Here is a 13798-nt window from a genome sequence, read left to right on the forward strand (position 1 = left end):
GCTCAGGCCCCCGGCGCCGTCAGCTCCAGCGCCGCGTGCAGCGCCGTCGCGTCGGCGCGGGCCTCCTCCCCGGACAGACGCAGCGCCATCCGCCCCGAGGTGAGGACCGTGAGCGTACGGGCGCACGCGGCGGCCTGCGCGGGGCTGGGGGACACCAGGAGAACGGCGAGGCCCTCGGCCGCCAGCGTGGTCACCAACGCGTCGATCTGCCGCACCAGTACGGGCGCGAGGCCCTCCGTCGGTTCGTCGAGCAGCAGGACCCGCGGCGAGCCGAGCAGTGCCCGGGCCAGCGCCAGCATCTGCTGTTCGCCGCCGGACAGATCCGTACCCCGGTTGCCCCGGCGCTCGCCCAGCCGGGGCAGCAGCTCCAGGACCCGCGCGGGGGTCCACACGCTGGGGCGGGCGGTGTCGCCCCGGCGCGGCGGACGGTGGGACAGCCGCAGATGCTCGTCGACGGTGAGCCCGGCGAACACCCGGCGGCCCTGCGGTACGAGACCGATCCCGGCCCGGGCGATCCGGTGCGCCGGCTGCCCGGTCACATCGCGGCCGTCCAGGCGTACGGTTCCGGCGCTCGGCCGCATCAGCCCGGCGATCGTGTGGACGAGCGTCGTCTTGCCCGCGCCGTTGTGGCCGACCACGGCATGGACCGTACCGGCGGGCACCGACAGGTCGAGGCCGTGCAGGACGGTGCCGCCGTGGTAGCCCGCGGTCAGGCCGGTGAGTTCGAGCATCGGGCGTCGGTCATCCTCTCGCGTCGGTGGGGGACGGGCAGACGGTCGGGATCGTCCTGGCCCGGGGTTCGTCCGGGCCCGTCGACGGGGCGGTGCCGTGATACGCCTCCCGGACCTCCGGATGGGCCAGCACCTCCTGGGTCGGCCCGTCGACCAGCACCTTTCCCGCCGCCAACACGGTCACGGACGTGGCGAGTTCGGCGACCACCTCGACATGGTGCTCGACCAGGACGACCGCGACGTCCGACGGCAGCGCGCCGATGATGCCGAGCAGCCGGCCGATGTCGCCGTCGGTCAGCCCGGCCGCCGGCTCGTCCAGAAGCAGCAGCCGGGGGTTGCCCGCCAGCGCGGCGGCGAGATCGAGCATGCGGCGCCGACCGTGCGAGAGCGTGGCGGCCGGCCGGTGGGCGAGGTCCGCGAGGCCGACCGTCTCCAGGTGGCGGCTCGCGGACTCCTTGTGCAGCCGGTAGCGGGACGGCCTGCGCCACGCCCCGCGATGCTGGGGATGGTGCGGCCAGCCCGCCAGGACGACATTCTCCAGCACCGACAACTCCGCGATCACCGAAGGCTGTTGGAAACTGCGGGCGATGCCGAGACGGCTCCGCTTCGCCGTGGGCTTGCGGGTGATGTCGGCGCCGTCGAGAGCGATCGTGCCGTGGTCGGGCCGGTCGGTGCCCGCGATGAGGTTGAGCAGGGTGGTCTTGCCCGCCCCGTTGGGGCCGATGACGGCGTGCCGGGCCCCCGGCGCCAGCTTCAGGCTCACGTCGTCGACGGCGGTGAGCGTGCCGTACCTGCGGGTGAGCCGGTCGAGGGCGAGGACCGGAGGGGGAGCGGTGAGGGTCGGGGCGTCGGCGGTCGGTGGGGGTGTCGGTGTCATGGGGAGACCTTCCCGGCGCGGGTCGGGGCGGGCACGGACGGGGGCTGCTCCTCGGCCGCTGCGGAGTCGGAGCCGTGGGAACCGCGGGGGCCGCCGGGGTCGCCGGAGATCCCGGGCGCACCCGGGGTTCCGGGAGCCCCTGTCGTACCGGAGGGCCGCCCGCTCTCGCCACCGCCGCCGGGCCCGCCACTCCGCAGACCCGCGAGCCCGCGCGGCAGCACGTACACCGTCGCGACGAACAGCACGCCCAGCAGCAACGGCCCGTGGCCCGGCCAGGAACCGGCGACCCAGTCCCGGGTGGCGACGATGAGCCCGGCGCCCAGCAGCGCGCCGATCACCGACGTCGTACCGCCGATGACCACCGCCAGCAGGGCGAACGCGGCGATCTCGAACCCGACGTCGGCGGGCGAGAGATACTGCTGGACCGTCACCATCAGCGAACCGGCCACCCCGGCCAGCGCGCCCGCGCAGACGTGGGCCACCAGCAGATACCGCCCCACCGGGTGCCCGGAGGCGCGCATCCGGGCCTCGGCGCCCCGGGTGCCGGTCAGCAGCTTCCCCGCCGGGGAGTGCAGCACGAGCAGGGTGAGGGCGACGGCGACGACGGCCACGACGAGCGCGTAGTTGTACAGCTCGCTCTCCTCCAGCATCCCCTCACCGCCCCACAGCGCCCGCGTGGCCGGGAAGCCGACGAGGCCGTCCGCGCCGCCGGTGACGGACTTGAGCTGGTTGACGACCGCCCCGGTCAGCTCGCCGATCGCAAGGGTGATCATCAGTACGGTGGTGCCACGCGCCCGGATCACCGCGGGCCCCACGACCGCCGCGAAGGCGGCGGCGGCGAGCGCGGAGAGGACGATCTGGACGGGGCCCACGGTCCACCCGGCATCCGCGAGGTTCGCGGTGGCGTACGCGCCCACGGCGAACGGCGCGGTCTGCCCGAGGGTCGGGAGTCCGGCGTACCCGGTGAGGACGGTGACGCTGATCGCGAGCAGCCCCAGGGCCAGGGCGGAACCGGCCAGCGAGATGCTGTACGCGTCGAGCAGGGCGGGCAGGGCGATCAGCACGACGAGCAGGACGAGCAGCGGGGCCGCCTGCCACCACGCGGCCCTGCCCGGCAGCCGGGAAGACCACGCGGGGGCGCGGTCGTGCCCGGGGGGCCGGCCCAGCCGCACCGAGGGGCGCTTCGGACCGGGAAGGCGGCCCGCCAGCAGGCCCCGGAGCCGGGCGACCGGATCCGGGCCGGATCCCTCGGAACCGTGCCCCGCCCCCGCCTCTGTCGGCTCCGCGAAGCGGGAGCGCAGCACCAGGACCGCCGCCATCGCGGCGAACAGCAGATACGGCGCCAGCTCGGGCGCCACCGAGACGCCCAGCGTCTGCACCTCGCCCACGGCGACCGCCGCGAAGAAGGTCGCCCACAGCGAGCGCAGCCCGCCCAGCACGACCACCACGAGGGAGAGCATCAGCACGGTCTCGGACGTGCCGGGGCCGGGGCCGATGATCGGCGCCCCGAGCACGCCCGCCGCCCCGGCCAGCGCCCCCGCCGCCGCGAGGACACCGGTGTGCACGGCCCGGGGGCTGTGCCCGGTGGCCGCGAGCATCTGCGGATCGTCGGCGGCGGCCCGTACCGCCGCACCCATCCGGGTCCGGGTCAGCACCCACGTCCCGAACGCCGCGAGCAGCACGGCCATCACGATGAAGCAGAGCCGGTACGCCGGATAGCGGTGCCCCAGCAGGTTCACCGAGGAGTCGAGCGCCTCGGGTACCCGGACGGGGAGTTCGTCCGCACCGAAGAACTGGATGAGCAGATCACCGCCGATCAGGGCCAGCCCGAACGTGAGCAGCGCCTGCGCGAGATGCCCACGCCGGGCCAGCGGAGCCGTCGCCGCCGACAGCCCCGCCCCCGCCACGCACGCCGCCGCCGTACCGGCGGCCAGACCGAGGGCGAGACCGCCCCAGGTCCCGTCGCTCAGTTCGGCCCCCGTGTACGCGCCGATCGCGTACAGCGTGCCGTGCGACAGATTCAGCACACCCGCCGTGCCGAAGGCGAGACTCAGACCCGCGGCGACCACGAACAGCAGCAGCCCGAAGGCCACGCCGTCCACCGCCGGTACGAGATGGGCATCCAGGAGTTCCATCTCAGCTGCCGAGCGTCGCCAGGTCCTGGACCATGACGTTGGCCAGCTTGGAGCCGTCGGGCCGCACCTGGCGCAGGTACCAGGTCTGCACCGGCGAGTGGGCCTTGTCGCCGAACTCCCAGGCGCCGCGCGGGCTGTCGATCTGGCCGAGACCCGCGATGGCCTTGTTGATGGTCTGCGACGTCACGTCGCCGTCCTTCGCCGCGTCGGCGATCGCCTTGTCCAGCACGGCCGCCGCGTCGTACGACGCCATGGCGTAGGTGGTCGGCTGTGTTTCGTGCTCGGCCGTCCAGTCGGCGGCGAACTTCCGGTTGGCCTCGTTGTCCAGGTCGGCCGCGTAGTTCAGGACGGAGTAGATGTCCTTCGCGGCGGGGCCCTGCGCCTGGAGCACGCTGCCCTCGGTGACGAAGGCCGTGTACAGCGGCAGATCGGCGATGTCCGACTGGGCGTACTGCTTGGCGAAGTCGATCGCGGCCTTGCCGGCGTAGAAGCAGTACACCGCCTTGGCGTCCGTCTTGGCTATCTCCGCGAAATACGGCATGAAGTTCGTCGTCTTCGGGAAGGGCGTCCAGGTGGTCTTGCCGTCGGGGTTGGCGAGCTTGCCCTTCACCCGCTTGAACTCATCGGTGAAGCCGCGGAGTTCGTCGTGGCCGCCCTGGTAGTCGGGGCCGATCGCGTAGACCGGGCCGTCGACCTTCTCCTTGATGTACGGGGCGATGGCCTTGCCCGGTTCGTCGGACAGGAAGCTCGTGGTCCACACGTACTCGATGTCCTTGACCGGCGGCCGGGCGTTCGACCCCAGGAACGGGATCTTGGCCTGCTGGGTCAGCGGCAGCACCGCGTTGACCGAGCCGCCGCCCACCAGGCCCGTCAACACGTCGACCTTGTCCTTCTTGACCAGCTTGGTGGCCGCGGGCACGGCGGTCGGCGGGCCGTCGCCCTCGTCCGCCACGATCAGCTCGACCTTTCGGCCGCCCAGTTTGTTGCCATGGGTGTCCAGATACAGCTTGAAGCCGTCCCGCAGCTCCGTGCCGACCGGTTCGTAGGTGCCCGACAGGGAGGCCACCAGGCCGATCTTCACGGTGTCGTCGGAGGAGCCGCTGCCGCCGCCGCTGCAACCGGTGGCGGCGGCCAGCCCGAGGGCGAGGGCGGCGGCACCGGCCGCGCGGAACCGGGCTCTGCGGTGGCGGGGAGCGGATGGGGCGAAGGGGAACATGAGCGCTCTCATCGGGGGAGGGGGAGGGGAGGGAGAGGAGGCGGAACGTGGCGGTAGGGGGTTCAGCGCGCGGGCGGCAGGCTCGGGTCGCGGACCTCGGGGGAGAGCGAATCACCGACCTGGTTGATCAGTTCGGACATCATGTAGCTGACCTCGCCGATGTCGGCGTCCCTGGTCGTGGTGACGAGCAGCGAGGCGCCGCTGGAGACCGCCATCGAGAACATGTAGCCGCCCTCCATCGCGGTGAGGCTGTGCTCCACCGGGTCGGTGTCGGTCAACTGCGCTGCCGCGGAGAGCAGGTTGACGACGCCGGACGCGATGGCGGCCAGCCGCTCGGCGTCGTCGCGTTCCACGCCGGTGTACGCCAGCGCGAGTCCGTCCACGGACACGGCTATCGCCTGGGTGACTTCCGGGAGGCGCCCGGCGAAATCGCTCAGGATCCAGCTCAGGTCGGAGGAGGTGGTCATTTCTCGGTCCGTTCGGTGTGGTCGTCCGGGGCGGAACGCCCCCGGTGGTTCGTGCTCCTGTTGATCCCCTGGGCATAGGCCGCCAGTACGTCGGAGACCTGCCGGGAGTCCCGGCGGCGGGGCGACGGTCGCGGGGCCCCCGCGCCCGGGCGCTGTTCGGCGCCCTCCCGTCGGCCCGCGGTGGGCCACTGCTGGGGTGCTCGGCGCTGCCGCACGGGCAGCCCCGAGGAACTGACACCCGCGACCCGTGACGCCGACTCGTTGTGTGCGGGGCGCGGCGCGGGCGTCGTGCCGTGTCCCCGGTCCCGCGCGCCGACGCCCGGCCCGTCCTCGCGCGGCCTTTCGTGGCCGGGCCGGGCTTCCCGGTCACCGCCGTCCGCCGGCGGGTGGGGCCCGGCGGCGCCGAAGCCCGCACCCGGGTCCGTACCGACGCCTGTACCGGGGCCCGCGCCCGTACCGGCGCTCGCGGCGAGGCCCGCGCCGACCGGGGTGCCGAGGTGGCCGGGCTGCACCCCCGCTCGGGCGGGCTGCCTGCGGCCCTGCGGTCCCGGGGGTGTGATCGGCAGGGGCGGTTCGTAGCCGACACCGTTGCCGAGGTCGTCCTGCGACGGCCCCCGGTCCTCCTCGAAGTCCAGGGCCAGCACCTTCGCGGGCAGCGTGACCTCGGCGATGGTGCCGGGGCCCGAGGAGTCGCGCAGTTCGACAACGATGCCGTGGCGCGCGGCGAGCCGGGCCACCACATGCAGCCCCATGGACCGTACGTCGCCGATGCCCGCCTGCGGTTCGAGCAGCGCGGCGTTGTGGACCGCGCGGCGCTCCGCCGTCATGCCCACCCCCTCGTCGACGATCTGCACGACCGCCCGGTCCCACAGCCGCCAGACGGCGACCCCGACCTGCTTGTCCGGGGGCGAGTACCGCGTCGCGTTGTCGAGCAGCTCCGCCAGGATGTGCGCCACGTCGTGCACCGCGCGGGCGGTGATGCCGATCCCGGACTCGATCGCACCGAGCGAGACGCGGTCGAACCGCTCGATCTGCTGCGCGGCGGCCACGATGACCGTGGAACATCCCACATCGGCCGAGCGGACCCGGGCGTTTCCGTAACCGCCCAGCACCAGAAGGTTGTTGGTGTTGCGCTCCATGCGCACCGCGAGGTGGTCGAGAGCGAACAGGGCCTTCATCCGCACGGGGTCGGCCTCGTCCCGCTGCACGGTGTCCAACTCGGACACCATGACCGCGGTCAGCCGGGCGCCCCGGCGCGCGACACCGACCAGCGTCTCGGCCAACTGCTCGTGTGCGTGAGCCTGTTGTGCGGCCAGTCGGACGGCTTCGTGGTGGACCGCGTTGAACGCCTCACCCACCTCGCCGATCTCGTCCTCGCCCGTGGTCCGGACCGGATCGCCGGTGCGCCGGGCCACTTCCTCGGGCGTCGCACCGCGCAGCGCGCCGGGCTGGGACAGCTCGGCCATCACGGTGGGCAGCCCGGAGTGGGCGACCTCGTGCGCGGCGTTGCGCAGCTCCCGCAGCCGCCGGATCATGACGCGCCCCAGGCGGATTGCGACCACGACGACGCCGACCAGGGTCAAGACCACCAGGGCGATCTCCGCACCGGCCGTCCAGATGAGGGTCGTGCGGACGTCGGAGACCTGGGCGAGCACGGCCGCGTCGACCCGCTTCTCCACCGAACGCAGCAGCTCCTGGCGGTCGTTGGACGCCTTCTGCCACTTCTCGGGGGTGACCGTGAGGTCCCGGCCGGCGCCCGTGCGCCCGATCTCGTCCTCCAGGCGCCGGGCCTCCAGGGCCCTTGCCCCGGAGAGGGTGCGTTCCAGCCAGGTCCGCCAGGCGCCCGGGCCGAGGCCGTACATGACGCGGATCGATTCGGTGTAGCCCATCCGGCTCGCGTCGAAGGTCCGCTGCGAGGCGGTGGTGAACCCGCCCGCGGCCTGCGCCCTCGCGACCGTGACCTGTTGCTGGGCGGTGTGCTCGGCGGCCTCGGACAGGGCGGCCGCGGCGCGGATCCGGTCCGCGATGTCGGCGTCGACGCCGTCGGCCTGCGCGATGCCGTCGCGGTAGCTGTTGAGGTCGGCGATCACGATCCGGTAGCCGAAGGCGAGAGCGGAGACGGTGCTGCTCTTCGAGCGGACCTGGGCGCGCAGCCCGGGCATCTCGTCGACGAACCGTTCGATACGGTCCAGGGCGCCCCTGGCGCTGCCGGGTACGGCGGAGAGCCCCTCGGCCCTGCTGCGGAATCCGGCGATGCTCCGGTCGGTCTCCTCCGTGCGTAACCGGAACGCTTCCGCGTCCCCCTGTTCGGAGACCAGTGCGGTGGCCGCTGCCCGCTCACGTTGCAGCCGGTAGGTCAACTCACTTGCTTCGTCGGCGACTTCGACCATCGATGTCAGTCGTTCTGCCTGGAGCGCCTGGTTGGTCGCGGGGGCGAGCGCCAGCACCGAGAAGGCGACGGCCACGGTGAGCGGTGCGGTGACGAGGAGGACGAGGCGACGATTGATTTTCACTGCGCGGCTCCATCGCCGGAACCGGGCTTGTCTATCGGTGACACGCGGATACCTGTTAACGGGTTGTGGGGGGGTGCCGATGGGTGATGGTGCCGATGAGGGCGTGCCGCCGGGGGGTAGTGGTGCTGATGGGGTGATAGGGGCCCCTGGGGCACGCGCGGCATGATCCTATGCCGTAGGGCGCGCCTTCGGGCGGGTGAATCATCGAAAAAAATGCACATCGATCACACAGGGATGGCCTCGCTTCGCTCACAAGTGAGCAGAAACCAAAGCGTTTTGAGCCTCGGTGGCTGGATCGGTGCCGGTGCGGAGCTCGTTCGATGCCCGCGATGACGTGCGCACCTGCTGCCGATCCGAGGTGCGGCCGACGGCCGCGGAGGGGCCACTCCGTCGCCGGGGCGCCCCCGCCCGGCACGCCGGACTCCGTGAAGCGAGTGTGCGCCGAATCACCCCTGGCCGCCCGCGGGCGCGCCCATCGCTACCGCCTGTCGCAAGGGAGATGACCTGCTTGACCGGCCAACGCACACCATCTATGCCGACCCAGTACGTGCGGATGTCCTCGGGCAGGTGACCGGCAAGACTCCCGCGAACGAGCGGGTCAGCTCGAAGGATTCGCCATCGAGGGTGGGTTGCAGGGGAGGGAGGTCAGTCCCGATCGTTCACGAGTCCTCGTCGGTTCGCCGCAGAGGATTTCGCCGGCGCCGGGTGCGAGGTGACCGGAGGCGCGGTTGCGGGGCCCGTGTGCGCCGAGACCGTGCGCGCCGCCCGGGAGACGCCGGGCGGCGGGCTCCGCGCTCGGTGCCGGGGACGCGGCAGCCCGGGGCGTCCCCGCCGGCCGGCCTCCGTACTTCCGCCGGTTCGGCTCATTGCCTCTCGGCACGTTCCTCGTGGTCCCGAGCCGGATCGGCCCTCGGGCGGGGGGCGGGGCCGGGCGGCCGGACAGCGTGATCGTAGAGGCTGAACAGCCGCAGCCGGTCCGCGGCTCCGTCCCCCTCCGCCGCGAGAGCGTCCCAGCACCGGGCCGCCAGGGCGCGGGCGCGGGTGCCGGGCCAGGGCTGGGGGAGCAGCTCGGCGGGGAGCAGCGGGTCGGGGTCCATCGCGGTGGTGAAGGCCGCTGCCACTTCGATGGCGTACGTCAGCCGCTCGGTCGCGGTGGGCGGGGCGGCGGGGCCGGACAGCCTGGCCAGACGGTCCTCGGCGAGCGCCGCGAGCGCCTCGTGGCGCTCCGCGATCGCGGGCAGCGGCCACAGCAGCGCGGCCAGCCGGACGGGGTCGGTCTCCTCGCCCACTCGCAGGTCCCGACTGGTCAGCCGGGTGAGGGAGGGCAGGACGCCGAGGTGGCGGGCATGGGCCTCGACGATGCCGGCGATGTCGTTGGCGCAGACGTAGAGGCCCCCTTGGAGGGGGGCGGCGCCGAGATGGACCAGGGCGTCGCGCAGGGTGTCGCGGGCCTGCCGGGCGCTCTCGGGGATGGCGAAAGCGAACATGCGCCAGGTTCCGTCCCAGGGGGCGAGCCCCTGGTCCTGCCGGTAGGCGTGGCGTACGTACTCGACGTCCGGTGCGATGGAGCCGGTCGCGTCGGTGGTCGCGTGCAGCCGGGCCTTGCGGCCACGGCCCTCCTGGGTGAACCGCTCCTCGGCGACCAGCCGTTTGACGCACAGCCGGACCTGCTGGCCGGTCATGCCGATCGCCTCGGCGACCGAATACAGCTCGTCCGCGTGAACGGTGCCGTCCTCGCGGACGAGGGCGAACACCAGGGTCCGGGTGCTGATCGCGGGCGGCGCGGGATCCGCCGCAGGGGTGCCTGCGGGCGTGCTCGTCATCGCTGCTGCTCCAAGCTGTCACCGGGTGCGCCGTCGCCCGTGCGGTCCTGAAGGGCGCGACGCATGGTAGTCACGGCGCCGAATCCCATGAGACGCCTGAGATACGGGGTCTGCTCGGTGCGTACGGTGGTGAAGCCGTGCCGCTCGTACAGCGCGCGGGCGCGGGGGTTGACGTCGATGACGTCCAGGCGGATCCGCGAGCAGCCGTGTTCGGCGGCGACGGCCGCGATCTCGGTCAGCAGCAGGCTGCCGATGCCGGTTCCGCGGTGGGCGGGGTCGACGGCGATGCCGTCCATGACCAGTTCCCCCCGCTCCGGGGTCCGTTCGAGCAGGGCCAGCACGGCGAGCCGGGGGAGGCCCCGGAAGAGCCCGTAGCCGGTGAGCACGTCGCGTACGCCACCGCCGGTCAGGCCGCGTCCCCCGAGCCGGTAGCCGGCCACGCCCACGACGCGGTCCCCGCCAGGAGCGAGGGCGACGACGGCGCGGTCGTGGTGGAGATGGCCGGCGATGAAGGCGCGCCCCTGGTCCGGCGGGCCCAGCGCCGCCCCGAGCTTGCGCCCGAACGCCTCCCAGTACAGCGCGGCGACCTGGTGTTCGGTCCGCCGGGGGACGCCGCGTCGGACGGCGACTGCTGAGTCCATGATTTCCTCCTGGCTCTTTACGTACGATCATAGTACGGTCGAATGCAAAACGAGCGTTTCAGTTTCAATAGATTCTACTGGGGGGCACATGACGGCGAGGAGCGGCACCCGTGGGCGTCGGATGGTGCGGACCGTGCTCGCGACACTGGTCGCGGTCGCGGTGACGGCGGCGGGCCTGAGTGGATTGGTGATCTGGCAGCACACCTACGACCTGCGCGAACAGGCGGTGACGTTGCGACGGGACGGCCGGACCCTGCAGGGCGTCCTGGCCCTGCCCGAGCGGGGGAAGGGCCCCTTCCCCCTCGTGGTCGTCGTTCACGGTGACGGCCCCGTCGACGCCACGCACGACACCTTCTACCGGCCGATCTGGGAGTCCTTCGCACGCGCCGGGTACGCCGCGCTGTCCTGGAACAAGCCGGGCGTGGGCGGCGCGCCGGGGAACTGGCTCGACCAGTCCATGGGCGACCGGGCCGCGGAGGCCCTCGACGCCATCGCCTGGGCGCGGCAGCGCCCGGACATCGACGGCGGCCGGATCGGCCTGTGGGGCGCCAGCCAGGCCGGATGGGTGCTGCCCAGGATCGCCGCCCAGGACCCCGGCATCCGCTTCGCCATCGCCGTCTCACCCGCCGTCAACTGGCTGCGGCAGGGCCGCTACCACCTCCTCGCCGAACTCCGCCGCGACGGTGCCTCCGACGCCGAGATCGCCGCTGCCCTGCGCCGGCGTGAGACCGGTCTGGAACTGCTGGGGCGCGGCGCGTCCTACGAGGAGTACGTACGCGCTGTCGGTGACCCGCAGGGCATGACGGCCGCCCGCTGGCGGTTCGCCGCCCGGAACCACACGGCCGACGCCACCGCCGATCTGCCCGCCCTGCGCGGCGTCCCCGTCCTGCTCGCCCTCGCCGGACACGACGCGAACGTGGACACCGCCGAGACCGAGGCCGTCTACCGCAGACTCCTGCCCGGGCCCGCGCTGCGTGTCGCCCACTACCCGGACGCCGCCCACAGCCTGGTCGACCACGACGTCGAGAACTCCACGCTCCGGCTCACGCTGACCGCGCTGTGCGCGCCGAGGGCGCTGTTCGCCGATGGGTTCCTGGACGACCAGCGGCGGTTCCTGGCCGCCCTCGACGACGGGAGAGGGCGGCGATGACCGTACGGCCCACGACGGGCACCCATGCGGGCCCGCCACCCGGCGCCGTCGCTCGGGGCGCCTGTTCGGCATCGACGCCCTGCGCGGCTTCGCCCGTCGAACATCATCCGCCGGCGGGTCATGCCACGTCAGGGCTCACGGCATCGATGGGGCTTCGTGTCCACACCAACCGGTGATCACCCAGTGGCAGTATCCGTTCCCAGCCGGGTTGGTCACGAAATCGCAGGATCAGGACGGCCGGCCGGGAGTCCCGTCGCCCTCGACGTTGGCCACCATCCTGCGCAGCACCTTGAGCGCAGCCACATACTCCTCATCACTGATGCCCTGGTGGACCACGGCGCGCACCTCGGTCGCCAGCTCACGGAGCCGTACCCTGGCGGCTTCCCCGGCCTCCGTGAGGTGCAGACGCTGCCCGTCGCCGATCCGTAGCCATTCACGGTGGAGCAACTGATCGACGATTCTGGCGATCTCGTGCGGCCCGTCGGCAAGGTGCGTCAACTGCGCGACGACCTCCTCGCGGCTCGGCGCCGCAGGGCCGCCGTTCACGCGGTTGAGCACCCAGTACTGCGGCTGGGTGACGTCGACCTTGGCCATGGCGTCACGCAGATGCCGGGTGACGGCCGTTTGGGCCAGGCCGCACCAGTACCCGACCGGCTGAGTGGCCAGCATGTCATCGGTGGCAGCCGGGTTCGCCGGCGCCTGATCGGTGGAGGATCCCGTCAGTAATTCCATGATCATGAAGCTACACTCCTCCGGCGCACCGAACCATCGGCATGCGACCGCTACGGCAACTCGCCTCGGACGGGGTGCAGCGACGTCGTCGTGTCAGATGTCCCGGAAGAGACCAGCCAGGAGGTGAGCTGCGACGATGAGTGGGCTTGGTTGCTGACCTGCACGAATGGTCATTCAGTTGCTCATGCTCATGCCGGTTGATGAAGTCGGAAGTCCCAGAAGAGTCCGTGGCGACTCTCACGACCGACGGACTCTCTACCGGGGTCACTGGAAGTAGGCTCGCGACGTCGCCAGGACTGCGCGTCGGGGTCGGCCTTGACCTCCGCGTGAATGGCTGCGTACTTCGCTCGCGCGCATGGTGCGTCTGCCGGCCTGCCTGGGTGTAGTGGTTCAGTTTTCGCCGTACCACGTCCGGATTTCGTACCGTCATCGCGTCGTGGTTCGAGTCGAGTGGACCAGCGCAGCGGGTCAGCGGCCGGCAAGCCCAGGACCGTGGTGAGCGGGTTATGTGACTGTGGGAAGACAGAGTTGATGGATGCCCGTGCGCCGGTACGTGCAACACGACATCGGCCCGCAGAATTGTGCGCTACCCGCACATCGCAGCTGACACAGACGAAGGAGGAGAACAGGAACTGGCGCTGGCCTCCGGGATGTCGACCACCTCGACTGTCACCCCACGTGCTGCAAGGGCCTTCGCGGTCTGGGCCATGGTGATCTGCGAGAAGCCGAATACGTACTCCGGAGTGAGGCCGTCGCGATTCTTGAGCTGCATCGTGAGGATGATCCGCCGCGGCGTGTAGTCCTCCGGAAGTACCAGCGCTCCGCGGCTCAGCCGCCTCACCTTCGCGGTGAAGTCCGCCCGGACCTGAGCGGACGCCTGCTCCTGCGGGACACGCTCAAGGGACTCACGGTTCCGAAGGCTCCCGTCGAGGCCGCCACCGTCCACAGTTGGGTCCTGAACCACTTCGGTTACGGGGCGCCACGTACTCAGGACGGCTGGTTCGACTGGGCGACCCTCACCAGCGAGGCCGCCGGGGCACACGGTGCGCACGGCGCGACGACGCCCCACCTCGTCGTCGACGAGGGCCAGGACCTGTCACCCGGCTTCTACCGACTGGTCCGCATCGCCGCCGCCTCTGTCACGGTCTTCGCCGACGAGTGCCAGAGCCTCACGGAGACGAACTCAACTCTCGACGAGATCACCGGCGCGCTCGGCAGGTCCACAAGTCGTGCGGAGATCGGTGGCAACCACCGAAACAGCCGCGAGATCGCCTCCCTCGCGGAACACTTCCGCACCGGGGGTACCCGACCAGCAATTCCCTTCCGCAGCGGCACGCTTCCAGTGGTGCGAAACTGCTCAGGCGACAAGGACCTGGCCGAGGACATCACCCGAGAGGCGACCCGGTATCCGCAGGACCGCATCGGGGTCATCGTCAACACCAAGCGGCTGGCCAGTGAGGTTTTCTCAATGGTGATCACTTCCAGATTCCGTTGAGGACGAGGGCGGCGCGGG

The 13798-nt window shown here is 72.0% G+C and carries 12 protein-coding genes; 2 read left to right on the forward strand and 10 right to left on the reverse strand.

Going from position 1 to position 13798, the window contains the following annotated elements; all coding sequences use genetic code 11:
• Positions 1-2: 2 nt before the first annotated feature.
• The 8 genes from IE145_RS16945 to IE145_RS16980 all read right to left on the reverse strand — a co-directional run bounded on the left by IE145_RS16945 (position 3) and on the right by IE145_RS16980 (position 10403).
• Positions 3-731: an ABC transporter ATP-binding protein gene (locus IE145_RS16945; protein WP_189525862.1), complete on the reverse strand. Its 729-nt coding sequence runs from the start codon at positions 729-731 to the stop codon at positions 3-5.
• A 10-nt stretch (positions 732-741) separates the two neighbouring features.
• The gene (locus tag IE145_RS16950; protein WP_189525863.1) at positions 742-1608 is read right to left on the reverse strand and encodes an ABC transporter ATP-binding protein; all 867 of its coding nucleotides are present in this window, start codon (positions 1606-1608) and stop codon (positions 742-744) included.
• Positions 1605-3743: a branched-chain amino acid ABC transporter permease gene (locus IE145_RS16955; RefSeq protein WP_189525864.1), complete on the reverse strand. Its 2139-nt coding sequence runs from the start codon at positions 3741-3743 to the stop codon at positions 1605-1607. The genes IE145_RS16950 and IE145_RS16955 overlap by 4 nt, the downstream gene beginning before the upstream one ends.
• Position 3744: 1 nt before the next feature.
• Complete coding sequence (locus IE145_RS16960; protein WP_189525865.1) at positions 3745-4959, reverse strand: ABC transporter substrate-binding protein; 1215 nt, start codon at positions 4957-4959, stop codon at positions 3745-3747.
• A 62-nt stretch (positions 4960-5021) separates the two neighbouring features.
• Positions 5022-5426, reverse strand: coding sequence for a roadblock/LC7 domain-containing protein (locus IE145_RS16965; RefSeq protein WP_118905306.1), 405 nt, complete (start codon positions 5424-5426; stop codon positions 5022-5024).
• On the reverse strand, positions 5423-7939 hold the full coding sequence (locus IE145_RS16970; RefSeq protein ID WP_189525866.1) for a sensor histidine kinase: 2517 nt from the start codon (positions 7937-7939) through the stop codon (positions 5423-5425). The genes IE145_RS16965 and IE145_RS16970 overlap by 4 nt, the downstream gene beginning before the upstream one ends.
• An 863-nt stretch (positions 7940-8802) precedes the next feature.
• Positions 8803-9762, reverse strand: a complete 960-nt coding sequence (locus tag IE145_RS16975) for a PaaX family transcriptional regulator C-terminal domain-containing protein (protein WP_189525867.1) — start codon at positions 9760-9762, stop codon at positions 8803-8805.
• Positions 9759-10403, reverse strand: a complete 645-nt coding sequence (locus tag IE145_RS16980) for a GNAT family N-acetyltransferase (protein WP_189525868.1) — start codon at positions 10401-10403, stop codon at positions 9759-9761. Before IE145_RS16980 ends, IE145_RS16975 begins: the two co-directional genes overlap by 4 nt.
• Before the next feature lie 133 nt (positions 10404-10536).
• On the opposite strand from IE145_RS16980, the gene IE145_RS16985 reads away from it, so the two are divergent.
• A complete protein-coding gene (locus tag IE145_RS16985; RefSeq protein WP_229825606.1) occupies positions 10537-11553 on the forward strand; it encodes an alpha/beta hydrolase family protein in 1017 nt (338 codons plus the stop codon).
• Between the two features lie 228 nt (positions 11554-11781).
• Here IE145_RS16985 and IE145_RS16990 read toward each other — a convergent pair whose 3' ends face one another.
• A complete protein-coding gene (locus IE145_RS16990; protein ID WP_189525884.1) occupies positions 11782-12285 on the reverse strand; it encodes a MarR family winged helix-turn-helix transcriptional regulator in 504 nt (167 codons plus the stop codon).
• Positions 12286-12871: 586 nt separating this feature from the next.
• Positions 12872-13231: a hypothetical protein gene (locus IE145_RS16995; protein ID WP_189525870.1), complete on the reverse strand. Its 360-nt coding sequence runs from the start codon at positions 13229-13231 to the stop codon at positions 12872-12874.
• A 399-nt stretch (positions 13232-13630) separates the two neighbouring features.
• Between IE145_RS16995 and IE145_RS33410 the strand changes: the two genes are divergently transcribed.
• A complete protein-coding gene (locus IE145_RS33410) occupies positions 13631-13780 on the forward strand; it encodes a hypothetical protein (protein ID WP_229825607.1) in 150 nt (49 codons plus the stop codon).
• The last annotated feature ends 18 nt before the right edge of the window (positions 13781-13798 follow it).

Origin of the sequence: Streptomyces sindenensis (assembly GCF_014649035.1) — a bacterium.
GTDB lineage: Bacteria > Actinomycetota > Actinomycetes > Streptomycetales > Streptomycetaceae > Streptomyces > Streptomyces sindenensis.